This is a genomic window from Methylosinus sp. (assembly GCF_036560965.1).
Classification (GTDB): Bacteria; Pseudomonadota; Alphaproteobacteria; order Rhizobiales; family Beijerinckiaceae; genus Methylosinus.
Genome location: NZ_DATBQF010000054.1, coordinates 1 through 22,878, shown reverse-complemented (window position 1 = coordinate 22,878; position 22,878 = coordinate 1). Strand labels below are relative to the sequence as shown.

At 66.2% G+C, this 22,878-nt stretch carries 25 protein-coding genes; 14 read left to right on the top strand and 11 right to left on the bottom strand.

Features of this window, described 5'->3' with window-relative positions:
- Nucleotides 1-11: 11 nt before the first annotated feature.
- A complete protein-coding gene (locus tag VIF40_RS13435; RefSeq protein ID WP_331938018.1) occupies nucleotides 12-1,250 on the bottom strand; it encodes a flagellar hook protein FlgE in 1,239 nt (412 codons plus the stop codon).
- 238 nt (nucleotides 1,251-1,488) lie between these two features.
- Here VIF40_RS13435 and VIF40_RS13430 point away from each other — a divergent pair, with 238 nt between their 5' ends.
- The 12 genes from VIF40_RS13430 to VIF40_RS13375 all read left to right on the top strand — a co-directional run bounded on the left by VIF40_RS13430 (nucleotide 1,489) and on the right by VIF40_RS13375 (nucleotide 10,777).
- Complete coding sequence (locus VIF40_RS13430) at nucleotides 1,489-1,911, top strand: hypothetical protein (protein ID WP_331938017.1); 423 nt, start codon at nucleotides 1,489-1,491, stop codon at nucleotides 1,909-1,911.
- 80 nt (nucleotides 1,912-1,991) lie between these two features.
- The gene (locus tag VIF40_RS13425; RefSeq protein WP_331938016.1) at nucleotides 1,992-2,255 is read left to right on the top strand and encodes a hypothetical protein; all 264 of its coding nucleotides are present in this window, start codon (nucleotides 1,992-1,994) and stop codon (nucleotides 2,253-2,255) included.
- 383 nt (nucleotides 2,256-2,638) lie between these two features.
- Nucleotides 2,639-4,114 (top strand): methyl-accepting chemotaxis protein, encoded by a 1,476-nt coding sequence (locus tag VIF40_RS13420; RefSeq protein WP_331938015.1) that lies wholly within the window; start codon nucleotides 2,639-2,641, stop codon nucleotides 4,112-4,114.
- Nucleotides 4,115-4,116: 2 nt separating this feature from the next.
- Entirely contained in the window at nucleotides 4,117-4,587 is a 471-nt protein-coding gene (locus tag VIF40_RS13415) for a chemotaxis protein CheW (protein ID WP_331938014.1), read from the top strand.
- 42 nt (nucleotides 4,588-4,629) lie between these two features.
- A complete protein-coding gene (locus tag VIF40_RS13410; RefSeq protein ID WP_331938013.1) occupies nucleotides 4,630-4,908 on the top strand; it encodes an STAS domain-containing protein in 279 nt (92 codons plus the stop codon).
- Complete coding sequence (locus VIF40_RS13405) at nucleotides 4,905-5,270, top strand: response regulator (RefSeq protein WP_108916853.1); 366 nt, start codon at nucleotides 4,905-4,907, stop codon at nucleotides 5,268-5,270. Before VIF40_RS13410 ends, VIF40_RS13405 begins: the two co-directional genes overlap by 4 nt.
- 35 nt (nucleotides 5,271-5,305) lie before the next feature.
- On the top strand, nucleotides 5,306-7,462 hold the full coding sequence (locus VIF40_RS13400; protein WP_331938137.1) for a chemotaxis protein CheA: 2,157 nt from the start codon (nucleotides 5,306-5,308) through the stop codon (nucleotides 7,460-7,462).
- Nucleotides 7,463-7,513: 51 nt separating this feature from the next.
- Entirely contained in the window at nucleotides 7,514-8,392 is an 879-nt protein-coding gene (locus VIF40_RS13395) for a protein-glutamate O-methyltransferase (protein WP_331938012.1), read from the top strand.
- Between the two features lies 1 nt (nucleotide 8,393).
- Nucleotides 8,394-9,440 (top strand): chemotaxis response regulator protein-glutamate methylesterase, encoded by a 1,047-nt coding sequence (locus tag VIF40_RS13390; RefSeq protein WP_331938011.1) that lies wholly within the window; start codon nucleotides 8,394-8,396, stop codon nucleotides 9,438-9,440.
- Between the two features lie 16 nt (nucleotides 9,441-9,456).
- Nucleotides 9,457-9,846, top strand: a complete 390-nt coding sequence (locus VIF40_RS13385) for a response regulator (RefSeq protein ID WP_331938010.1) — start codon at nucleotides 9,457-9,459, stop codon at nucleotides 9,844-9,846.
- Nucleotides 9,847-9,851: 5 nt separating this feature from the next.
- The gene (locus tag VIF40_RS13380) at nucleotides 9,852-10,388 is read left to right on the top strand and encodes a chemotaxis protein CheD (RefSeq protein ID WP_331938009.1); all 537 of its coding nucleotides are present in this window, start codon (nucleotides 9,852-9,854) and stop codon (nucleotides 10,386-10,388) included.
- Nucleotides 10,388-10,777, top strand: coding sequence for a hypothetical protein (locus tag VIF40_RS13375; protein WP_331938008.1), 390 nt, complete (start codon nucleotides 10,388-10,390; stop codon nucleotides 10,775-10,777). The genes VIF40_RS13380 and VIF40_RS13375 overlap by 1 nt, the downstream gene beginning before the upstream one ends.
- Nucleotides 10,778-10,783: 6 nt before the next feature.
- Here the strand turns inward: VIF40_RS13375 and VIF40_RS13370 are convergent, their stop codons facing one another.
- From VIF40_RS13370 to VIF40_RS13330, 9 genes are all read right to left on the bottom strand, one after another.
- Nucleotides 10,784-11,161: a hypothetical protein gene (locus tag VIF40_RS13370; protein ID WP_331938007.1), complete on the bottom strand. Its 378-nt coding sequence runs from the start codon at nucleotides 11,159-11,161 to the stop codon at nucleotides 10,784-10,786.
- Nucleotides 11,162-11,282: 121 nt separating this feature from the next.
- Entirely contained in the window at nucleotides 11,283-11,657 is a 375-nt protein-coding gene (locus tag VIF40_RS13365; RefSeq protein ID WP_331938006.1) for a hypothetical protein, read from the bottom strand.
- 12 nt (nucleotides 11,658-11,669) lie between these two features.
- Complete coding sequence (locus tag VIF40_RS13360) at nucleotides 11,670-13,142, bottom strand: methyl-accepting chemotaxis protein (protein WP_331938005.1); 1,473 nt, start codon at nucleotides 13,140-13,142, stop codon at nucleotides 11,670-11,672.
- A gap of 186 nt (nucleotides 13,143-13,328) precedes the next feature.
- Nucleotides 13,329-13,949: a DsbE family thiol:disulfide interchange protein gene (locus VIF40_RS13355; protein ID WP_331938004.1), complete on the bottom strand. Its 621-nt coding sequence runs from the start codon at nucleotides 13,947-13,949 to the stop codon at nucleotides 13,329-13,331.
- A complete protein-coding gene (gene ccmD, locus VIF40_RS13350; RefSeq protein ID WP_331938003.1) occupies nucleotides 13,946-14,107 on the bottom strand; it encodes a heme exporter protein CcmD in 162 nt (53 codons plus the stop codon). The genes VIF40_RS13355 and ccmD overlap by 4 nt, the downstream gene beginning before the upstream one ends.
- Complete coding sequence (locus tag VIF40_RS13345; protein ID WP_331938002.1) at nucleotides 14,104-14,877, bottom strand: heme ABC transporter permease; 774 nt, start codon at nucleotides 14,875-14,877, stop codon at nucleotides 14,104-14,106. The genes ccmD and VIF40_RS13345 overlap by 4 nt, the downstream gene beginning before the upstream one ends.
- Before the next feature lie 67 nt (nucleotides 14,878-14,944).
- Nucleotides 14,945-16,294: a S41 family peptidase gene (locus VIF40_RS13340; protein ID WP_331938001.1), complete on the bottom strand. Its 1,350-nt coding sequence runs from the start codon at nucleotides 16,292-16,294 to the stop codon at nucleotides 14,945-14,947.
- Nucleotides 16,291-17,772 (bottom strand): murein hydrolase activator EnvC family protein, encoded by a 1,482-nt coding sequence (locus VIF40_RS13335; RefSeq protein WP_331938000.1) that lies wholly within the window; start codon nucleotides 17,770-17,772, stop codon nucleotides 16,291-16,293. Before VIF40_RS13335 ends, VIF40_RS13340 begins: the two co-directional genes overlap by 4 nt.
- 139 nt (nucleotides 17,773-17,911) lie before the next feature.
- Nucleotides 17,912-19,177, bottom strand: a complete 1,266-nt coding sequence (locus tag VIF40_RS13330; protein ID WP_331937999.1) for a hypothetical protein — start codon at nucleotides 19,175-19,177, stop codon at nucleotides 17,912-17,914.
- Nucleotides 19,178-19,262: 85 nt separating this feature from the next.
- Between VIF40_RS13330 and VIF40_RS13325 the strand changes: the two genes are divergently transcribed.
- Nucleotides 19,263-19,970, top strand: coding sequence for a hypothetical protein (locus VIF40_RS13325; RefSeq protein ID WP_331937998.1), 708 nt, complete (start codon nucleotides 19,263-19,265; stop codon nucleotides 19,968-19,970).
- Nucleotides 19,971-20,034: 64 nt separating this feature from the next.
- Here the strand turns inward: VIF40_RS13325 and dnaN are convergent, their stop codons facing one another.
- Nucleotides 20,035-21,153, bottom strand: coding sequence for a DNA polymerase III subunit beta (dnaN, locus tag VIF40_RS13320; RefSeq protein WP_331937997.1), 1,119 nt, complete (start codon nucleotides 21,151-21,153; stop codon nucleotides 20,035-20,037).
- Between the two features lie 250 nt (nucleotides 21,154-21,403).
- Between dnaN and VIF40_RS13315 the strand changes: the two genes are divergently transcribed.
- Nucleotides 21,404-22,878: transglycosylase domain-containing protein (locus VIF40_RS13315; RefSeq protein ID WP_331937996.1), on the top strand; the 1,475-nt coding region annotated here is incomplete at its 3' end.

Below are 22,878 nucleotides of genomic sequence, written 5' to 3'. Positions count from 1 at the left end.
CTTTGAGTCGCTTACTTCAGATTGTTCAGCACTTGCATCAACTCCGACGCGACCTGGAACACCTGGCTGTTCGCGGAGAAGGAGCGCTGCGCCACGATCATGTTCGACAATTGAGTCGCGAGGTCGACCGTCGAGCCCTCGAGCTGATCCGAGCCGATCGCGCCCATTGTTCCGGAATTCGCGTCGCCGAGATAGGCCGCGCCGGACTCCTTGGTGACGGCGAATGTATTGCCGGACTGCGCCTGCAGATTGGTCGGGCTCGCGACCGTGCCGAGTGGAATCTTATAGGCCGACACGCTTTTGCCATTGCCGAGCACATAGCTCAGCGTTCCGTCTTTTGCGATGCTGACGCTGCTCACCGGCGAAGCGGCGTTGCCGTTGATCGTCGGATTGGAGACCGAGAAGGTGGAGCCGAGCTGCGTCAATCCGGAGAGATCGAGCGAGAGCGTGGAGCCGTTAGGAACGGCGATCGACGCGCTGGCGCCGCCGGTGATGCTTCCGTCGGTCGCCGAGAATGTGAGAGACTGCGTCGTGATCGCGCCGGACGAATAGGGGAAGCCGCCATTCGTCGCGGTCGATGCGTCGAACACCGACATTTCCCAGCTGTTGGACGACGTCTTGGAGAAGTAGACGTCGAGCGTGACCGGGTTGCCGAGATTGTCATAGGCGGTGACGGATGTCTTCTTGGAATAGGTCGATGTCGACGCATTCGCGGAAGGAAGATCCGCAGCGTTGATCGTGTCCGCGGTCGATGGAAGATTAGCCGTCAACGACCCTTCGGTCGACGCTGTGCCGATCTCTTTGCCATAGGGGATGGTGACCGCCTCGAGACCGGATGGATCGGTCGGCGCGGATGCGACCGAAGAGCTGTAGCCCATGAGATAATAGCCGGCCGAATTGACGAGTCGACCGGTCGAATCGGGGAGGAAGGAGCCAGCTCGCGTCAGGAAGGTATTGCCGCCCGTGTCGCTGACGACGAAGAAGCCATCGCCCTGAATCGCGAGGTCGGTCGACGACGTCGTGCTGGTCATGTTGCCGGACTTGGTGACCTCTACGACATTGCTCGCGGAAACGCCGCCATCGGCGTCGCTGCCGCCCTGGAAACTCGTCAAGAGCGTTTGAAATTGCGTGGTCGCTTCCTTATAGCCGACCGTGCTCGAATTCGAGATGTTTTCCGCGACCGCGCTGAGCGCCGTGGTCTGCGCCGACATGCCCATAACCGACGTGTTGAAAAGCGCGCTCGCCGTCATCTGTCGTTCCTTCATATCCGTGAGACGCCGGGATTAGAAGTCGCAAAGCTTGCGTGAGGCTGTCGGCCGCGTGCAAAGGGCGCTCGAAATGAATTCGTTAACCTTGAAATAATCTCGTTCTCCTATCTTTCGATGGCCGACGCGATGTTCGCTTTTTCGTGATCGTGCGGCGCGAGCTGTCGTTAGAGGGGCGTTCGAGTTGACGAGACGAGATGCGATCAAGCCGCTGCTTCATGGAATGAAAGCGCGCGACATCGGCGCAGGCGCGTGGATGCGAGCCTTTGCTTCACGCATGCTGCCACGCGAGGGCGTCGTCACCTATTCGGTCGTCGTCGAGACGTCCGCGTCCGTCGTCGAACGTCGACGAGAGGCCAGGCGGCCGGTGCATCTTCAGTCGGGCAAGATCCTCGATGGCGGCGAACGCTTCCTGACGGAATTTTTATACAAGAACCGGACGCAAGGCGGCATCAGGCTGCGTCTCGCGCAGCGGGTTCCGCTCCCGCGGTCGATCCTTCTCTATGATGATCAACAGGGGGCGCTGCTCGCAGCGAATGTGGTTTGGCAAAACGGCGTCGACGCCGGCTGCCGAATGAAAGGTCGCTGGCCGCACAATGAGAAATTGATTCTTCGAATGAGCGGCCCCTACTATTCGGTTCAATGAGTAGGCGGGAGAGGACGCAAGGCTCGCACCAGATTTGCTTACTAATTTATTAACGACCGCCGTTCCTGGGAGACCTCCTTATGCACCCGATCAATGAATTGAAGCAGCTCCGCGAGCAGATGATCGAACAGCTCACTCAGATACCCGAGTATCAGGCGTTGAAGGCCATGGAGCGCTTCATCGGCGAGCTGTCCAGCATCTATGAGAGCCCCAACGCCCCCGCGATGAACGACGGTCCCCTCCACAAGCCCACGGTGGCGTCGCTCGATAGCCGCCACAAGAACGACATGCCGAGCTCGTCCCCGCGCGTCACTCCTTATATTCCTGCGCATCGCGTCGCGTGACGCGATCGGAATCGATGCGCTGAGTTTTCGGCGCAACGGCGTGTCCGAGTCTCTAATCACGGCGTCCGCCCGCGGCGGGCGCCCTTATGTCCGCTAATGAAGATTTAACCGGCCATCGCTAGGCTGAAAGCATATCGGGTTGACCGCACGCGTTTGGACGTTGGTCAAAAGCATGAAGCTGCCTCGATATGCCGGCGATCCGGCATGTCCCTGTCGGGGCGCCTCCTTCCTCACTGTCAGTCGAACCAGCGTGACGTCGCTCTTTGCGAAGAGCCGACGTGTACGCGACGAGACCTCTCGTCCTTTTCGTCTGTATGAGCGATCGTAAGGATTCCCCTGCGGCGGAGCCCGATCGTCTTTACATCAGCAGCGAGGGCAGAGCGTTGAAACTCTACGCGACACTTCTTCCGCCCGTCATCGCGATCGCGATCGGACCGCTCATCGTGCTCGGACCCCGCGTGCTGCAGGGAGGAGCCGGCTTCGATCCTCTCTGGGGAGCCGCCGGCGCGAGCGTCACCCTTCTCGGAGCCGTCGCCGCCTATCGCACGATCGCGCGCCGTGTTTCGCACCCGGCGGCGACGCTGGTCTCGACGCTAGAGCGCATCGGCGGCGGCGACATCGAGACGCCTGTCGCAGGCCGCGACAAGACAGGCGAGCTCGACGCCGCCTTCGCTGCGTTGGAAAATCTTCGCGCCGCATTGCAGAGCGAGGCGCGCCGCCGCATTGAGGCGGAGAGCGCCGGGCAACGCGCCGCCGCCGAGCGACGCGCGGCGCAGGACACCGAGTCGCGCGGCTATGTCGAGGCGCATGAATTCTTCATGAAATCCTTCACCGAAGGACTCGAGCGCCTCGCCGCCGGCAATCTCAAGCACCGGCTGACCGATCCATTCTCGGCCGACTACGAGAAGGTGCGCCATTGCTACAATATGGCGATCGACAAGCTGCGTGGCGCCTTCGCGGACATTCTGGACCATATCGACGGGCTGACGACGAGGACCAGTGAGATCGCCGGCGCCGCGGACGCGCTCGCGCAGCGCACCGAGCAGCAAGCGGCGAGCCTCGAGCAAACCTCTGCGGCGCTCGAGCAGATCACCGCGACAGTTCACAAGACGTCGGATGGGGCGCAACGCGCCGCCGGCGTCGTCTCGGAGGCGCAGGCCGACGCGACGCGCAGCAGCGAGATCGTGCGCAATGCGATCGACGCCATGGGGCGGATCGAGACCTCGTCTCGCCAGATCGGCCAGATCATCGGCGTGATCGACGAGATCGCCTTCCAGACCAATCTTCTCGCCTTGAACGCCGGCGTCGAGGCGGCGCGCGCGGGCGAAGCGGGCCGCGGCTTCGCCGTCGTCGCTTCCGAAGTGCGCGCGCTCGCGCAGCGCTCCGCCGACGCGGCGCGCGAGATCAAGAGCCTGATCTCGACCTCCTCGTCGCAAGTCGAAGACGGCGTGGCGCTGGTCGCGCAGACCGGCAAATCTCTCGATCGCATCGTCGTTCAGGTGGTGGAGGCGAACAAGGTCGTCGTCGAGATCGCCAACGGCGCGCGCGAGCAGGCGACAGGCCTCGCGGAGGTCAACACCGCCGTCGCGCAAATGGATCAGTTCACGCAGCAGAACGCCGCGATGGTCGAAGAAACGACAGCGGCGAGCCATGGCCTGAAGAGCGACATAGAGCGGCTCTCGATGTCCGTCGACGCTTTCGATCTCGGCGAGCGGCCGGCGGTCGCTGCTTCGACCAAGCGGACGAAGCCGCTATCGACGAGCAAGGCGTCGCCGCAGCCGCGGCGCGTCACGACGCGCGGCGGAGCGCTTCCCAAGGAGCAGGTCGCGCAAGTCGAAGAGGGCTGGGAGGAGTTCTGATCATGGCCGAGACGATTTCCCGCGTGATGACGAATGAGGCGAAGGAGTTCATCGCCTTTCATATCGGCGCGCAGACATTCTGCATCGACATAATGGCGGTGCGCGAGATCCGCGGCTGGACGCCCGCGACGCCGCTGCCACATTCGCCGAGCTTCGTTCGCGGCGTCATCAACCTTCGCGGCGCCGTGCTGCCGGTCATCGATCTCGCGACGCGTCTCGGCCTGACGCAGAGCGAGCCCACGGCTCGTCATGCGGTCATCGTCGTGCAATCGGCCGGTCAGGTGGTCGGCCTGCTCGTCGACGCGGTGTCGAATATTTTGACGCTGACGCCGGACGCGATCCAGCCGACGCCGGAGGTCGCCTCCGAGATCGCGCGGACATTCGTCAAGGGCGTCGTCGCCGCGGGAGACGAGATGATCAGCGTGCTGACCATTCAGAATCTGCTGCCGGAGCCGGTTCTCGACGCGGCGTGACCGATGACGCCGCCCCTTCCGCAACGAGAATGAGATGAGCCGATGGTCACTGTCCGTCTACCCGAGATCCTCGACATTCGCGCGGCGTCTCCGCTCGCCACGGAGCTTCTGCTTGCGCGCGGCAATCCGTTGACGATCGACGCTTCCGACGTCGCCAGGGTCGGCACGCAATGCGTTCAGGTGCTGTTGTCGGCGCATGCGACATGGGCGGCGGACGGACTCTCCCTGAACGTCGTCCATCCGACCGACACTCTCCTCGAGGCCCTGGAGACGCTCGGCATTCCCTTCACTGAAATTTCCGAACAGGAAAGCGCGAAATGAGCAAGACTATTTTGACCGTCGACGATTCCCGAACCATGCGCGAGATGCTGATGCTCGCGCTTTCGGAAGCCGGCTTCAGCGTCGTGCAGGCCGAGGACGGGGTCCACGGTCTCGAAGTGCTCGAGAAGGCGACGCCCGATGTGATCGTCACCGACATCAACATGCCGCGCATGGATGGTTTCGGATTCATCGAAGGCGTGCGCCGGCACGAGAAGCATCGCGGCGTGCCGATTCTCGTGCTGACGACCGAGAGCGACGGCGAGAAGAAAGACCGTGCGCGCCGCGCCGGGGCGACGGGCTGGATCGTCAAGCCGTTCAATCCCGTGAAGCTCGTGGACGCAATTCGCCGCGTGGCCGTGTAGAGCGTTGCATTGTGAGGAGTTCGCCCGTGGACCCGATGGCCGCCATCAAGCAGACATTCTTTCAAGAGTGTGAGGAGCAGCTCGTCGAGCTGGAGAGCGGGCTGCTCAGAATCGAGGATGGCGACGACGATCTCGAGACCGTCAACGCCGTGTTTCGCGCGGTCCATTCGATCAAAGGCGGCGCGGGCGCATTCGGCTTCGACGAGCTCGTCGAATTCGTCCATGTGTTCGAGACGACGCTCGATCTCGTGAGATCGGCCAAGCTCGCCGCGACTCCGGCCGTGACCAAGACGCTGCTGCGCGCCTCCGACGTGCTCGCCGATCTCGTCCGTGCCGCGCGCGAAGGCGGCAGCGCCGACGCGGGCGCGGTGAAGATCATCGCCGACGAGCTCAACGCTCTGCTGGGCAGCGCGCCGCGGGGCAATGACGAGGATGACACGATCAGCGTCGACGCTCTCGATTTCGAGCCCGTCTGCATCTCGCTCGATTCGATCTTCGACCTCGGCGAGCCGGACGCTCCCGCGACGCAGGACTTCATCTTGCGGTTCAAGCCCAGCGCCGGACTCTACGCCAAGGCCAATGAGACGCTGCGTCTGCTGCGCGAGCTCGGCCGCCTCGGCGAAATGACCGTCGAATGCGACCTCCACGAGATTCCGCAGCTGACCGAGCTCGATCCGGAAGGCGCCTATCTGTGCTGGACGATTCATCTGACGACCGGCGTCTCCGAGCAGCAGGTGCGCGAGGTTTTCGAATTCGTCGAATGGGACTGCGAGCTGTCCATCGAGACCGCCGATGTCGGACGGTTGCTCGAAGCCTTGCAGGAATCGCTCGAGCCGCATGAAGCGCCCGCTGCGCCGACCGTGGTCGCGGAGCCGATGGAAAAGCGCATCGCCGTCGCTTCCCCGCCGACGTCCTATGCCGCGCCGAGCGACGATCATCCCGCCGCCGCCAAGGCGGATGCGGCCAAGAGCGACGGCTCGGGCTCCGTGCAGGCGACGATCCGCGTCGATCTCGATCGCGTCGATCGCCTCATCAATCTGGTCGGCGAGCTCGTCATCAATCAGGCGATGCTGTCGCAGCGGGTTTCGGAGGCCGGACTCTCGCGCGCCTCCTCCGTCGTGATCGGCCTCGACGAGCTCGAGCAGCTGACCCGCGACATTCAGGACAGCGTGATGGCGATTCGCGCGCAACCGGTGAAGCCGGTGTTCCAGCGCATGTCGCGCACGGTGCGCGAGGTCGCGTCGATGACCGGCAAAGCCGTTCGCCTGGTCATGGAAGGCGAAGCGACCGAGGTCGACAAGACCGTGATCGAGCGCCTGACCGATCCGCTCACCCATATGATCCGCAACGCCGTCGATCACGGCATCGAGAAAGCGGAAGATCGGATCGCGGCCGGCAAGCCGGAAGAAGGCGCGCTGCGTCTCTCGGCGATGCATCGCTCCGGCCGCATCGTCATCGAGGTCGCGGACGACGGCGCCGGCATCAATCGCGCTCGCGTGCGTCAGATCGCGGTCTCCAAGGGCCTCATTCCGGCGGAGGCCAATCTCACCGATGACGAGATCGACAATCTCATCTTCCTGCCCGGCTTCTCGACCGCCTCCTCGGTCTCCAATATCTCGGGCCGCGGCGTCGGCATGGATGTGGTCAAGCGCGCGATTCAGGCGCTGGGCGGCCGCATCTCGATCTCGTCCGTTCCGGGGCGCGGCTCCACCTTCTCGATGAGCCTGCCGCTCACTCTCGCCGTCCTCGACGGCATGGTCGTCACCGTCGGTGGCCAGACTCTGGTGGTCCCGCTGACCGCGATCATCGAGACGCTGCAGCCCAAGAAAGAAAGCGTGCACGAGCTCGGCAGCGGCGCACGCGTCATCGCCACGCGCAACACCTTCACGCCACTGATCGATGTCGGCGCCGTGCTGCTGTATCGCGACGAGCCGATCGAGGCTGCATCGCAGGTCGCGCTGCTCGTCGAATCGGAGAGCGGCGCGAAATGCGCGCTGCTCGTCGATGCGATCCAGGGCCAGCGTCAGGTCGTCATCAAGAGCCTCGAGACCAATTACGGCCATGTGCATGGCATTGCGGCGGCGACGATCCTCGGCGATGGCCGCGTCGCTCTGATCCTCGACGTCGATGCGATCGTCGCGCGACCGCGCGCCGACATGATCGTCGCCGAAATGCCTGTGGCGGCCGAATAGGCCGCCACGCCGCCACGCCGCCCCGAGACGCACCGAACAGCAAGCAGCCGCATGAAAAACCGTCACGTCGCCACGGCTCCGCTCGTCCCTGGAGAATTCCTGCTGACGCAGGATGATTTCAAGCGGATCGCCTCGATCCTGCATGAGGACGCCGGCATCTATCTGCCCGACTCGAAGGCCACGCTGGTCTATTCGCGTCTGGCCAAGCGGCTGCGCAGCCTGGGGCTCGAGAATTTTCGCGATTATTGCGCGCTCGTCGTCAGCGAGGATGGCGTCGACGAGCGCCAGACGATGATGGCGGCGCTCACCACCAATGTCACGCGCTTCTTCCGCGAGCCGCATCACTTCAAGCATCTCGAGGAGAATGTTCTCGCCAAGCGCGCGGCCGCGGTGCGCAAGGGCGCGCGTCTGCGCATTTGGTCGGCCGCCTGCTCCAATGGCCAGGAGCCCTATTCGATCGCCATGTCGATCCTCTCCGTCATACCGGAAGCGGCGGATCTCGACGTCAAGGTTCTGGCCACCGACATCGATCCCAACATGGTCGCGGCCGGCGCCAATGGCGTCTATGGGCGCGACGTCATGGAGGCGGTGCCGTCGCATTTGCGCAGCCGCTGGTTCACGCCGCTCGGCGGCGGACGCGAGGAATGGGGCGTGACGGAGGAGCTCGCCTCGCTGGTCTCCTTCCGAGAGCTCAATCTCATCGGCCATTGGCCGATGACCGGCCGCTTCGACGCCATCTTCTGTCGGAACGTCGTGATCTATTTCGAAGAGAAGACACAAGAGAACATCTGGAGCCGCTTCGTTCCGTTCTTCAATCCGGATGGGCGTCTCTATATCGGCCATTCCGAACGCGTGTCCGGGTCTGCCACTTCCGCCTTGGAATATGACGGCGTCACCACTTATCGTCTCCGGTCCAGAGGAAACTCGTAAGATGTCTGTTCGTGTGCTGATCGTCGACGATTCCGCCACCATGCGAGGACTCATCGCGGCGACGCTCTGTCGGGACCCCGCCATCTCCGTCGTCGGCGAGGCCGCCGATCCGCTCGAGGCGCGGCTGGCCATCAAGACGCTCGATCCGGACGTCGTCACGCTCGATGTCGAAATGCCGAATATGAACGGCCTCGAATTTCTCGAGAAGATCATGCGGCTGCGTCCGACGCGCGTGATCATGGTGTCGACGATGACGGAGCGCGGCGCTTCGACGACGATCAAGGCGCTGGAGATCGGCGCCTTCGACTGCGTCGCCAAGCCCTCGGCCAAGGACCCGCGCTCTTTCGACGCGCTGCCGGCGAAGATCAAGGCGATCGCGGCCTCGCCCATGGGCCGGCTGGAGCCGCTGCGTCAGGAGATGGCGTCCGCCGCCGCGCGTCGAGACCCGCAGTCCGCGTCCTCACGCTACGCGCCGGACGGACGTCTCGTCGCGATCGGCTCGTCGACCGGCGGCGTCGAGGCGCTGCTCACGATTTTGTCGCAGTTCCCCGAAAATTGTCCGCCGACCATCGTCACCCAGCATATGCCGCCGGTGTTCACGGCGAGCTTCGCCGCGCGGCTCGATCGCATGTGCAAGCCGCAGGTCGCCGAAGCGGTGGACGGCGCGCCGATTCTGCCCGGCCGCGTCTATCTCGCGCCCGGCGGCGGCGCCCATCTCGAAGTGGTGAAGCATGTCGGCGGCTATCGCTGCCGACTCGCCAATACGGAAGCGGTGAACGGTCATCGTCCCTCGGTCGACGTGCTGTTCAATTCCATCGCGCAGTGCGCCGGTCGCAACGCGCTCGGCGTGATCCTCACCGGCATGGGCCGCGACGGCGCCCAAGGGCTGCTCGCGATGCGCAACACCGGCGCCGAGACGATCGGCCAGGACGAGGCGAGCTCGCTCGTCTACGGCATGCCGAAGGCGGCCTTCGAGATCGGCGGAGTCGGAAAGCAGCTCACGCTGCAGCGCATCGCCGCTCATATCCTCACTTCGACGAACCAATAATAGCACGGGGGAATCCATGGCCATCACCGACCAGTTGAGAATCTTGATCGTGGACGACACGAGCACGAGCCGCATGCTCATTCGCGACGGCCTCGAGGAACTCGGCGTGCGCAACATCTTCTTCGCCGGCGACGGCGAGCAGGCGCTGCAATTCATGATGGCCACTCCCGCGCATCTCGTCATCTCCGACTTCAACATGCCCAAGCTCGACGGCCTCGGCCTGCTGAAGGCGATCCGCAACTACAATCCGACGAAGAAAGTTCCGTTCATCATGCTGACGGGGCGCGCCGACAAGACGCTGCTCGAGAATGCGGTGAAGCTCGGCGTCAACAATTTCCTTACCAAGCCATTCACCGTTCCGGCCCTGAAAAAAGCGCTCGAAGCGATCATCGGCAAACTCGCGTGACGCAAATGAACCCAGGCATCAAGCGAATCCACATCATCCAGGGTGAATATCGGGTGCTCGACGATCCCAACGCCGTTCTCGCGACGGTTCTCGGATCATGCGTCGCCGCCTGCCTCAGGGACGCCGAAGCCGGCGTCGGAGGAATGAATCATTTTCTGCTGCCCGGCGACTTCACCTCGTCGCGCAACGGCGAGGCCGAGCGTTACGGCGTGCATCTCATGGAGCTGCTCGTCAACGGCCTGCTGAAGAAAGGCGCGCGGCGCGATCGTCTCGAAGGGAAATTGTTCGGCGGCGCGCGCATGATGGAAGGCCTGTCCGACATCGGCGCGCGCAACGCCGAATTCGCGAAGCGCTTTCTGAAGAACGAGGGCATCCGCCTCGTCGCCGAGCATCTCGGCGGCGACAGGGGACGACGCGTCGAATATGAGCCGGTGTCCGGACGCGCGCGACAGAGCCTTCTCTCCGGCTCGACGCCCCATGCCGCGCCGCCGCCGATCGTCATGCCGAAGCTGCCGGCCGCCGGATCACTGGAGCTGTTCTGATGACAGAGCCGAAGACGACCTCGCCCTGCGGCGCGAATGAGCGACCCGAGCCGCTGGCCGAGGTCCTCTCGCGGCTGGCCATGGAGCTGCGCAATGCGGCCAAGGAGACGGATCGTCTCCATTGTCTCGTCGACGGCGTCGAATGGAGCAATGTGAAGGAAAAGCACGAGCTCATCCACTCGGCGCAGGCGATCGACGCGATCGAGCAGACGCTCTCGGGTCTCTCGGATTTCGTCTGCGCGCTGGCGGAGCTGGCGCGGCCCGATTGGCGAATTTCCGGCGGGACGGCCTCGCGCAGCGTCAAGCTCGCCGAGCTCGCCGCGCGCCTCGGCGATCATGACGACGACGGGCGAACGGATCATCCGGCCGGCGAGCTCGAATTCTTCTGAGCGCGCTTACGCCTCGTCGGTCAGCAGCGCGCGCAGCTTGCGGCTTTTCGCCCATTGCGCGACATCCTCGGCGACATCCTTGAAGGCGCCGACATCGGCCGGCTCGCGCGCGCGCTCGGCCGCCGTCTCCATCGAGCCCGCGGCGACAGACAGAAGCACGGTCGCGGCCGCGCGCAGAAATGGCGCGGCGTCGCCTCCGGCGTCCTCCACCTCGGCCAGCACGCGGTTCACGACGCCACGCAGCTCGTAATCGAGCGTCTCCAATTCACGACGCAGCAGCGGCTCCAGGTCGCGGCAATCGGCGATGGACAAAGGTCCGAGCGCGGCGGGCGAGGCCGTCTCCGCGTCGCTGCCCGGTGAAGAGGGTCGATCGACCTGTGTCACGGCGACCTCCAATCGCTGACCGGCGACAGCCGCTCGTTTCGAGCCCTACAGTAAGGCCCCGCTGGAATCAATCCGATAGACAACCCCTCGTTGCGGCGGCGCGTCCGCCTCGCGCGGAGCGTCACCGGAAGTCCGGCCCGCATCGCTGCGCGTCCATCTGCGCATTGACGGCGTGCAGCTCGCCTTTGAGCCGCGCGATCTCCGGCTCGCGGTCGCTCTCGAACGGCGTCCCCATCGGCGTCGGGACGCCGAGGGTGCGCGTGCGATCGTCGGCCGCGATCTGATCCTGAGCCGAGCCGGAGAAGATCAGCGTCTGCGAGATGCGGGCGCGCCGCGCCACCAGCTGGGCGCAATCGGCGCCGGCGAAGAGCGCCGGATCGACCGGAGCCGGCTCTATGTCCCGTGTGGTCTTGGCGCAGGCCGAAAGGCCGAGCGCGGCCGCCAGCGCCAAAGCCGCGCGTCGCGGAACGAGTGGGGTGAATTGCTTCGCTCTCATTGTCATGCGCGTTCAAAAATCCGTCCAGGCCCGGCTGCGACGATCGCTCGCGCCCAGGCGTCGGTCGGGCGCGCCGACGCGACGCGGCTCGTAGGCGTCGCCGCCGGAGGCGACGAGGCGCGGTCCGGCCGCACGCGAGGCCGAGGCGTCGTGCGCGCGGGCGTCATGCTCGCGGGGGATGCGGAAGCGCGAGATCAACTCGATCAGCCGCCGCGTCTTCTCGCTGAGGCCATGGCTCACGGCGGTGGTCTGCTCCGCCATGGCGGCGTTCTGCTGCGTGATCATATCCATCTGGCGGACGGTGCCATTCACCTCGTTCAGCGCCGCCGCCTGCTGGCGCGCGCGATCGGCGATCTCCGCCACCATGCCGTTGACGCGCCCGATTTCCTCGACGATATGCGAGAGCGCCTCGCCGGTGTCGCCGACGAGCGAGACGCCGCGGACGATCTGCGCGTTGGAGACCGAGATCAATGTGTCGATCTCCTTGGCGGCCTTGGCGCTGCGGCGGGCGAGGTCGCGGATCTCGGCCGCCACCACGGCGAAGCCGCGCCCCGCATCGCCGGCGCGCGCCGCCTCGACGCCCGCATTCAGCGCCAGGAGATTGGTCTGCGTCGCGATCGAGTCGATGACGCCGATGATCTGCGAAATCTTCTTCGACGATTGCTCGATATCGCCCATGGCGCCGATCGCCTGCCGCACGATGCCGCCGCTGGCCTCCGCCTCGGAGCTCATTTCGGAAACGATCTGCCGCGCGCTCCCGGCGTCTTCCGCCGTCTGCGTGACGGTCTCGGTGATCTGGGCGAGCGCGGCGGCGGTCTCCTCGAGATTGGAGGCCTGGCTCTCGGTGCGCCGCGACAGATCATCGGCCGCGGCGACGGTCTCCTGCATGCCGGAGCCCAGCAGCTTGGTGCTCTCGGCCATTTCGCCGATCGCCTCGGACAATTGGCCGACCGCTGTGTTGAAATCGATCTGCAGCCGCCGATAGGAGCCGGGAACCTCGTCGGTCAATCGAAAGGTCAGATCCTTCTCGGCGATCTTGGCCAGCCCGTCGCCGAGCAGCTGGACGATGCGCGCCTGCGTCGCATTGGCGTCGGCGATCAGGCTCTCGTCGGCGCGATGGTCGAGGATGACCTGCCGAAGATCGACAAAAGCCTCGGCGAGGCGCCGCACGCTCTCGGAACATTCGTCGATCTCGAGCCGATAGGACGTGTCGCCGTCGGCGAGCCGGCGGATCGCCTCGGTCACGGCGGCGAGGGGCGCGACGACGCGCGTGCGCATGGCGACGACGCCCAAAATGCAGACGAGGGCGATGAGGACGGGACCGATAAAGAGCGTCGCCAGCCTCGGATCGCGCGCGGCCTCCCAGCCGCTGGCGGCGGCGAAGAGTCGCCAGCTCGCGACAGCCTGCACGAAAGCGATCACTGCGATGAAGGACAGCAGCATCGCCGACCGTATGCGCAATCCCGTGGGAACAACAGCGCGCAAGCTATCACCCTCTAATTTCTGCGCCCATCCGCAACGAATGGTCGACCGCGACGCGCTCGGACCGCGCCGGATCGCAGGCGCGGCAGGCCGACGCCCGCCTCCGAGCCGAAGCCCGGTCGATCGGAAAGCTGAACCGCCGCCAGACACTCATGGCAGAGGCAACGTTAAGTTAAGGTTAATAGAAGCCTACTTCTGCGCGTCGGCGAGCGCTGCGGCGCGCGTCGTTGCGAGCGCCTTCTCGATCTCGGGAAGCAGAATCTCTTCCAGAGCCTGCCGGGTCAGAGGCCCGACGAATTTATAAGCGATGGCGCCGTCGCCGCGAATGACGAATGTCTCCGGCACGCCATAGACGCCGAAGTCGATCGCCACGCGCCCGGCGAGATCGACGCCGATCGCGGCATAGGGATTGCCGACGTCTTCCAGGAAGCGCCGCGCATTGGCCGGCTCGTCCTTATAGGCGAGGCCGGCGAGCGCGACGCCGGCGCTCACGAGCGCAGGGTCTTTGGCGAGCGCCAGCAATTGCGCATGTTCCGCCCGGCAGGGCGCGCACCAGGAGGCGAAGACATTCACGACGCTCACATGCCCCTTGCGCAGATCGTCGCCGGCCAGGCCGCCGACGCCGGCGAGCCCCGGCAGAGCGGGAAGCGCGAAGGCCGGGGCCTGCTTGCCGATGAGCGCGGAGGGCAGCCGCGAGGCGTCGCCCGCGAAGAGACGCGCGAAGAAGAGAATGGCGAGAGCCGCGAAGATCGCGAGCGGCAGGAACAGCGCCAGCCGGCCGCGCGGCGCAGGGGATTGCTGCACGCTCATAGCGTCTCCCCACGCTCGCCCGCGCCATTCTTGTCGAGGCGCGCGAGCTCGCCGCGCAGGCGTCGATGCTCGAGCAAAATGCGAATGAGCAGGATGAGAATGGTCGCCGCCGTCACGCCATAGGCCAGCGCGATATAGCCCCAATGCTCGTCGGTCACTGCGCCGGCTCCAGCAATTCGCCCGCGGCGCCGCCCTCTTCGCCGGCGGCGGCCGATTGCAGCGTCAGCCGCGCGACGCGGCGACGCAGGATTTCATTGCGGATCGCCATCAGATGCATGGCGAGAAACAGCGCCGTCGCGCCCAGCGCCATGATCATCAGCGGCCACAGCATGGAGGGCGCGATGGTCGGACCGCCGGCGCGGAACACAGAGGCCGGCTGATGCAGCGTGTTCCACCAGTCGACGGAATATTTGATGATCGGAATATCGACGAAGCCGACGAGCGTCATGATCGCCGCTATGCGCGCGCCGCGCGGACTGTCCTCCATCGTCTGGCGCAACGCGATCAGCCCGAGATAGAGCAGGAAGAGGATCAGCATGGAGGTGAGGCGCGCGTCCCACACCCAGAATGTCCCCCACATGGGCTTGCCCCAGAGCGAGCCGGTGACGAGGCAGACGAAGGTGAAGGCGGCGCCGAGCGTCGCGGCGGTCTTCTGCGCGGCGTCGGCCAGCGGATGCCGCCACACCAGCACGCCGAGCGAGGCCGAGGTCATGACCATGTATGCGAACATGGCGAGCCAGGCGGCCGGCACGTGGATATACATGATCTTCACCGTCTCGCCCTGCTGGTAATCGGCCGGCGAGACGAAGAAGACGAGATAGAGGCCGAGCCCGAAGAGCAGCGCGCTGGCGCCCCCCAGCCAGGGCAGGACGCGCCGCGTCAGCCGCAGGAACACGGCGGGATTGGCGAGAGACGAAAACGCGATCATGACGGCCCGCGGAACGAGACGGCGCGAGCGGCGGAGGGCTTCGGCGCCCTCCCCGCCCGCGTCGCGATCAATTGGAGACTTTGGACTTCGACGGCTCCGAAGGCTTCGACTGCTCGGCCGTCTGCGGCTTGAACTTGCCGTGCAGAATCTCGACCGCCGCGATCAGCTGCTTGTCCTTCTTGGCGTCCGGCGGAACATAGGCCTGCGAGCCGGTCTTCTCGTCCTCGCCATTCTTGAGATGGCCCTTCAGCGAGGCCTCGCCCTTGGTGTCGTCCTTGCCCTTGAGCTCGTCCGGCACATCCTGCAGCAGCGTGATGTCCGGATCGATGCCCTTGGCCTGGATCGAGCGGCCGGACGGCGTGTAATAGCGCGCCGTGGTCAGGCGCAGCGCGCCATTATTGCCGCCGAGCGGGATGATCGTCTGCACCGAGCCCTTGCCGAAGGAACGCGTGCCCAGGATCGTCGCGCGCTTGTGATCCTGCAGCGCGCCGGCGACGATCTCCGAAGCCGAGGCCGAGCCGCCGTTGATCAGCACCACCACCGGCTTGCCGCGGGAAATATCGCCCGCCGCCCGCGCATTGTAGCGCTGCGTCTCGTCGGCCGTGCGGCCGCGCGTCGAGACGATCTCGCCATGGTCGACGAAGCTGTTGACCACCTGGATCGACTGGTCGAGCAGGCCGCCGGGATTGTTGCGCAGATCGACGATATAGCCCTTGAGCTTGTCGCCGGGCATTTCCTGCTGGAACTTCTGGATCGCGGTGCGCAGGCCGTCCGAGGTCTCCTCGTTGAACTGGGAGATTCGGATATAGCCGACGTCGTCGTCTTCCTTGTGCGAGCGCACCGATTTGATGTGAATCTCGGCGCGCGTGAGCTTGACCTCGATCTTCTCCCGGTCCTTGCCGCGCAGAAGGGTGAGCTTCACCGCCGTGTTGATCGCGCCGCGCATCTTGTCGACGGCCTGATTGAGCGTGAGGCCCTGCACATTGTCGTCGTCGATGGCGAAGATGAGGTCGCCGGACATCACGCCGGCGCGCGAGGCGGGCGTGTCGTCGATCGGCGTCACGACCTTCACCAGGCCGTCCTCCTGCGTGACCTCTATGCCGAGGCCGCCGAACTTGCCCTCGGTCTGGGTCCGCATGTCCTTGAAGCCCTTGGCGTCGAGGTAGCTCGAATGCGGATCGAGCGAGGTGAGCATGCCGTTGATCGCCGATTCGACGAGCTTCTGCTCGTCCGGCTTCTCGACATAGTCGGCGCGGACCTTGTCGAACACGTCGCCGAAGAGGCTCAAATTCTTATAGGTGTCGGCGGCGGCGGCGAAGGCCGGGGAGCCGAGCAATAGCCGCGCATTCTGTCCGAGCGTGGCGCATCCCGCCCCGATGACGATTCCCGATATGATCAATGAGGCCTTGCGCATCATCCGCCAACCTTCTGAAGTTCCGGCTTCGCCCACCATGGGCCCGGATCGATGGACGTTCCGTCCTTGCGAAACTCTACATAGAGAATGGGCTGTTTCGCGCCGATAGCAATGGCCGCCGCAGTCCTGACGGCGCCGCCGCCCATGTTCGCCACCGGCTCGCCGGCGAGGACGAATTGCCCCACGGCGACGGAGATCTGGTCCATCCCGGCCAAGGTGACATAATAGCCGCCGCCGGCGTTGATGATCAAGAGTTGTCCATACGAACGATAACGCCCGGCAAAGACGACCCAACCGTCGCTGGGCGCGGCCACGACCGCGTTTTCCCGCGCCGCGACCGACACGCCCTTCTCGGTCGCGCCAGCGCCGTCCGAGGCGCCGAAACGCTTCACGATCGCGCCCGCCGCAGGCAGCGCCAACCGACCTTTCAGATCGGCGAAGGCGACGGCTGGAGCGAGACGGGCGGGGTCCTTGAACGGGGCGGCCAGCGCCTTGACGCGGCTCTCCTGGGACATTGCGGCGTCGGCCTCCGCGCGCTCGGCGTCGGCGCGGCGCGCCGCATCCGCCGCGCGCCGCGCCGATTCGATCTCGCCCTCCATGCGGGCGATCAGCTCTTTCAGAGTCGTCGTCTTGGCCGCCAGCGATCGCGCCCGCTCGGCCTCGAAATCCAGCGCGCTCTGCGCCAGCATCATCGCCTTCTGCCGCGTCTCGACCAGCGCGGCGAGACGCACGCGCTCCTCTTTCAAATGCTCGAGCTCGGCCAGCAGGCTCGCGCGCTCCGCCTCTATGCGTCCGCGCAGCGCGACCAGCTCCGAAAGATCGGACTTCAGCGTCTCGATCTCGGCGCGCATCTGCGGCAGCACGGAGCCGAGCAGCATGGCGGCGCGAATGCTCTCCAGAATATCCTCGGGCTTGGCCAGCAGCGCCGGCGGCGGCTTGCGCCCCATGCGCTGCAGCACGAGCAGCACCTCGCCGATCAGCGCGCGGCGGCCGGCGAGCGATTGGACCAGCGCCCGCTCGCTCTGCACCGAGGCGTCGAGCCTCGCGCCGACCTCGTCCGAACGCTTCTCCAGCACGCCGACGCGCTGCACCGCATCGACGAGCGCCGCGTTGAATTTCGCGCGGTCGGCGCGCAGCGTCTCGATCTCCGCCTCGATCTTGCGGCGGCTGTCGGCCGAGATGGTCAACGTATCCTCGAGGCTGCGCAGCTCCGAGCGTTTTCCGGTGATTTCGGGCTGGTCCTCGGCGCTCGTCAGCGTCTCGACGACAGGCGTCGGCTTGAGCGTCATCGTCGAGATGGCGCCGCGTAGGCTTTCCGCGCGCGCCGGATCGGCGGTCGCGGCCAGAGCGAGCCAGAGCGCCGGCGCGAAGCAGAGCGCCGGGAAAGAGACGACCGGGGAAAAGATCGTCCGGGTGAGGCAGTTTGCCGCAGCCGTGCGCCCTTCGCCGAGCAACTCCCACCGCTCCGTTCTCGGTCCCATCGTCTCCGCCGCTCGCCCTTCGCTCCGAAGCGGCGTCGATTCCGCCCGCGACTATCCGCGCCCGCCGATGCCGAGGGGCGAATCTCGTTCGCGGCAGTTTGGCTATTCAATAGCGTCCACAATACGGCGGAGGGTTCGCCTATCGCCGCGGCGACAACAGGAAATCGACGCCGCTCCCGCTCTCGGCCTCCGGCGCGCCCTTGGACACGGGCCGCCCGCTCTCGCCGGCGACCGAGAGACGCCCGCGCTCGACGCCCATGCGGCCGAGATAATCGACGATCCGGGCGGCGCGGTCGCGCGCCAGCGTCCGCGCCGGGCGATCGCCGCCCTCGGCGCGCACGCGCACGTCGACCTCCGTCTGCGGGCAGCGCTGGAGCAGGCCGATGGCCTTATCCAGCGCCCCGGTCGAGGCTCGCCGCACACCGGCGCCCTGCCGGCTGAACCGAACGGGCTCGCGGGCGAGAGCGCCGGTCAGCGCCCTCTGGCAGGTCGGAACGTCGAGCTCGCCGCTCGCCGGAATGGCCGCCGCCGCCGCGCTCTGCTCCGGCTCGCCGGTCGCTGTGGCGGAACGGGCCGGCTCGGAGGGCGCGGCGGTCGAGCCCGGAGCGACGGGCCGGGCGAGATCGGGCGCAATCGCCGGCGGAGCAGCCGGCGCCGGCTTTACGCCATTGCGCGCCTGGTCCTTGGACTTGGCGGCGGGTCCCGAGGGCGCCGCCGGGGCGCCGGCGCCTTTTGCCCCGTTCGGCGGAGGCTCGGCGCTATCGGGCGCGGGCGCAATGCCGGATGCAGGCGGGGGCGACGCCTCGCCCTCGCGCGCGGCGCGGCGGGCGGTCACCGCGTTCTCGTAATTCTTGGCCGCGGAGCCGGCGAGTCCATCCACATCCGCGATACGGCGGACGCCGGGAATTTGCGCGATCTCCGCTTCCGCCGCGGCGCGATTGGCGGCGTCGCGCGGCAGCCGAATGTCGCGGCCGGCGACATCGAGATAGGCCGGATCGCCGCCGAGCTTCTCGATCACGCTCGCGGCCTTGCGCTTCAAATCCTGCTCCACCGAGCGGGTGGCCAGCACATCGGCGCCGAGCCAGATCAACGCCAGCGGCAGCAGGCCGATCGCCCAGCCCTCATTGTCGCGCAGCGAATGGCGGCCGAGCAGCGCGCCGAGCCCCGCTCCGACGAGAAAAGCGGGGAAAAGCAGCAGTCCGGTCTCGAGCCAGAAGCCGGACCGCCCGGGCAAAAGCCCGAGCATGGCGACCGGCAGACCGGCGGCGAAAGCGAGAGCGAACCAGACCAGCCAGCCGGCGACCGGCCCGCGCTCGGACCGTCTCGCGACCGAGAGCGCCGTCGCGAGCCCGACCGCGAAGGCCGAGACGCCCCAGGCCCAAAAATGCGTGAGGAGATAAGTCATGGCGCTCGAATGGTCAGGCCGGGGTGGCGAGATTGCGTCACGGGCCGATCTTTGGCAAGGCTCGGGCCTTCAGCGGGAGACGCGCGTGACGCGAACATTGTGCTTATTCCTCTGCCTCGCCGCGACGCTCGCCGCCGCGCCGGGCGGGGCGTTGGAGACCGTCGAGACCAGGGCGCCGACTCTGCCCGTGGAACGGACGCCCTTCCATGCGCCCGTCTTCCGCAACGACGCCGTCGCCATGCTGAATGTGCTGCTGCCGCCCCATCGCATCGCGCCCTATCACGAACATTCCCGCGATTTCGCCTATGTGGTGGTGCGCGAGAGCCCCACCCTCGTCCAGAATTGGGGCGACGCCGCGCCGGCGTCGATCCGTTGGCCCCGCGGCGCGGTCGGCTTCGGCGCTTTTTCCAAACAGAGCCTCACCCACAAAGCGGAAAATGTCGGGGATAGCGCGCTCGCCATCGTCGGCTTCGAGCTTTTGGAGCCGGCGCCGCGAGGGCGCGCGCCCTCCGCCCGCCCATCCCGCTTCGAGCAGATCATCGACAATGAGCGCCTGCGCGGCTGGCGCCTCGCGCTGAAGCCCGGAGAAACCGTCCCCGCTTTCACGCAGACCGCGCCCGGGGTGCGGATCGTCGTCGAAGGCGGCGAGCTGATCGAGACGGATGCGGAAGGCGCCGGGCAGAATTTGGCGCTGCAGCCGGGCGCGTTTCAGTGGCGCGACGCCGGCCCCGCCCGCGCGCTGCGCAACGCCGGGGACACGACGATCGAGATGGTGGAATTCGAGCTGAAGTGACGTCGCAGGGCGGCGTGCGCCCCCTCTCCCGCGCAGGTTGGGGAGGGGGTCTGCGCGCGAAACCTCACACCCGCATCGGCATCAAAACATACAATGCGCTCGCGCCGTCGCGGTCCTGGATCAGCGTCGGCGAGCCGGGATCGGCGAGGCGGAACAGCGCCGTGTCGCTGTCGAGCTGATCGGCGATGTCGAGCAGATAGCGGGAGTTGAAGCCGATATCGATCGGCGGGCCGTCATAATCGGCCTCGATCTCCTCCACCGCGGAGCCTTGATCGGGGTTGGTGACCGAAAGCACCAGCTTTCCTTCCGAGAGCGCGAGCTTCACCGCCCGTCCGCGCTCGGAGGAAATGGTCGAGACGCGATCGACCGCCTCGCGGAACACGCCGCGCTCGACGGTCAGCCGCTTGTCGTTGCCGGCGGGAATGACGCGGCTGTAATCGGGGAAGGTGCCGTCGATGAGCTTGGTCGTCAGCACGGTCTCGCCGAAGCTGAAGCGCATTTTATTGGTGGAGAGCTCGATCTCCACCGCGCCCTCGGCGTCCTCGACGAGGCGCAGAATTTCGTTCACCGCCTTGCGCGGCAGGATGACGCCGGGCATTCCCGCCGAGCCGGCCGGCGCCGGCAGCTCGACCCGCGCGAGGCGATGGCCGTCGGTGGCCACGGCGCGCAGCAGCTGATGGCCCTCGACCTCGGTCGCATGCAGGAAGATGCCGTTGAGATAATAGCGCGTCTCCTCGCTGGAGATGGCGAATTGCGTCTTCAAGATCAGCTTCTTGAGGTCCGCTGGCGGCAGCGCGAAGCGATGCGAGAACTCGCCCGAGGTGACATCGGGAAAATCGCTCTCCGGCAGGCTCTGCAGATTGAAGCGCGAGCGGCCCGAGCGCAAGGTGAGCTGGCCCTGCTCGCCGGTCCCCTCGAGCGAGACCTGCGCGCCCTCCGGCAATTTGCGGACGATGTCATAGAGCGTATGGGCGGGCAGCGTGGTCGCCCCCGGCTGCGCCACGTCGGCGGGGACTTTCTCGGTGATCTCGAGATCGAGATCGGTGGCCTTCAACAGCAGCGTCCCGGCCGAGGCGTCGATGAGCACATTGGCGAGAATCGGAATCGTCGTGCGCCGTTCCACTACACGGTGAACATGGCCGAGGGCGCGCAACAGCGCCGCTCTCTCGATGGTGACTTTCATTGCGCTCGATCCGTGCCGCGGTTTTTCACTCCAAGGGCGAGACTTTGGCAAGCCGCAACGAATAGCGCAAGAGCCGCAAGGGGATCGGCGGGCGGTCTGTGCATAAGTTCCTATCTGCGCCACGAGGCGACGCCGAGAAGCGCCGCGCTTTGCTTAACCGGCCCTTAAATCGACAGCATTAAAGCTACTCTCGGCGTCGACAGCGGGCATCACGCCGCGACGCACAGGAACCCGAGGCGGCGGAACCCCCATGGCGCGCGACAAACAACGCCGCGAACCGCGTTTCGACGGCGACGGGAACGGCGATCTTCGCGCCGACCCGCGAGAGGATCGCATGGCCAAACCCAAACGCAAAGGCAAGAGCGCGCCGCCGCCGGAGGACGACGACGACGCCCCGCCGCCGCGCGCCGCCAAAGCCAAGAAAGCCAAAAAGCCGAGCCGCCTGGGCCTCGGAGGGCTCGTCTATTGGGGCGCCGTGCTCTCCATCTGGGGCGTGATCGGCGTCGGCGGACTGTTCGTCTATCATGCGGCGCAGCTGCCGCCGATCGACACTCTGGCGATCCCGAAGCGCCCGCCGAACATCGCCATTCTCGCAGCGGACGGCGATTTGCTGGCCAATCGCGGCGACACGGGCGGCGCCGCGGTGCGGCTCGGCGATCTGCCGCCCTATCTGCCCAAGGCCTTCGTCGCCATAGAGGACCGCCGCTTCTATTCGCATTGGGGCGTCGACCCGATCGGCATCGCCCGCGCCTTGACCCGCAACATAACCGGGCGCGGCGGCATGCAGGGCGGCTCGACGCTGACTCAGCAGCTCGCCAAAAATCTGTTCCTCACCCAGGAGCGCACCATATCGCGCAAGATCCAGGAGGCGATCCTGGCGCTCTGGCTCGAGCATAAATATTCCAAGGACCAGATTCTCGAGCTCTATCTCAACCGCGTCTATTTCGGCTCCGGCGCCTACGGCGTCGAGGCCGCCGCTCAGCGCTATTTCGGCAAGTCGGCGCGCCAGGTGAAGGTCGCGGAGGCCGCGATGCTGGCCGGCGTGGTGAAATCTCCCTCGCGGCTGGCGCCCAACCGCAACCCCGCGGGCGCCGAGCGCCGCGCCCAGACCGTGCTGACCGCCATGGGCGAGCTCGGCTTCATCACCGAAACCATGATGAAGACCGCGCTCGCGCAACCAGCCCACGCCGTGAAGCCAGCGGGTGCCGGCTCCGTCAACTACGTCGCCGACTGGATCATGGACGTGCTCGACGACCTCGTGGGCCGCATCGAGCAGGACCTCGTGGTCGAGACCTCGATCGATCCCGCGCTGCAGACAGCGGCCGAAAAGTCGCTGGTCGACGAGCTCGCGCTGCGCGGTCAGAAGTTCGACGTCGCCCAGGGCGCGATCGTCGCCATGTCGCCCGACGGCGCGGTGCGCGCCCTGGTGGGCGGCAAGAACTACGCCGAGAGTCAATACAATCGCGCCGTCGTCGCCAAGCGCCAGCCGGGCTCAGCGTTCAAGCCGTTCGTCTATCTTGCCGCGCTGGAACGGGGGCTCACGCCCGAGACCATCCGCGAGGACAAGCCGATTGCGGTCAAGGGCTGGAAGCCGGAGAACTACAGCCGTGAGTATCACGGCCCGGTGACCCTGACCCAGGCGCTCGCGCTCTCGCTCAATACGGTGTCGGTGCGGCTCACGCTCGAAGTCGGGCCCGCGGCGGTCGCCAAGACCGCCTATCGCCT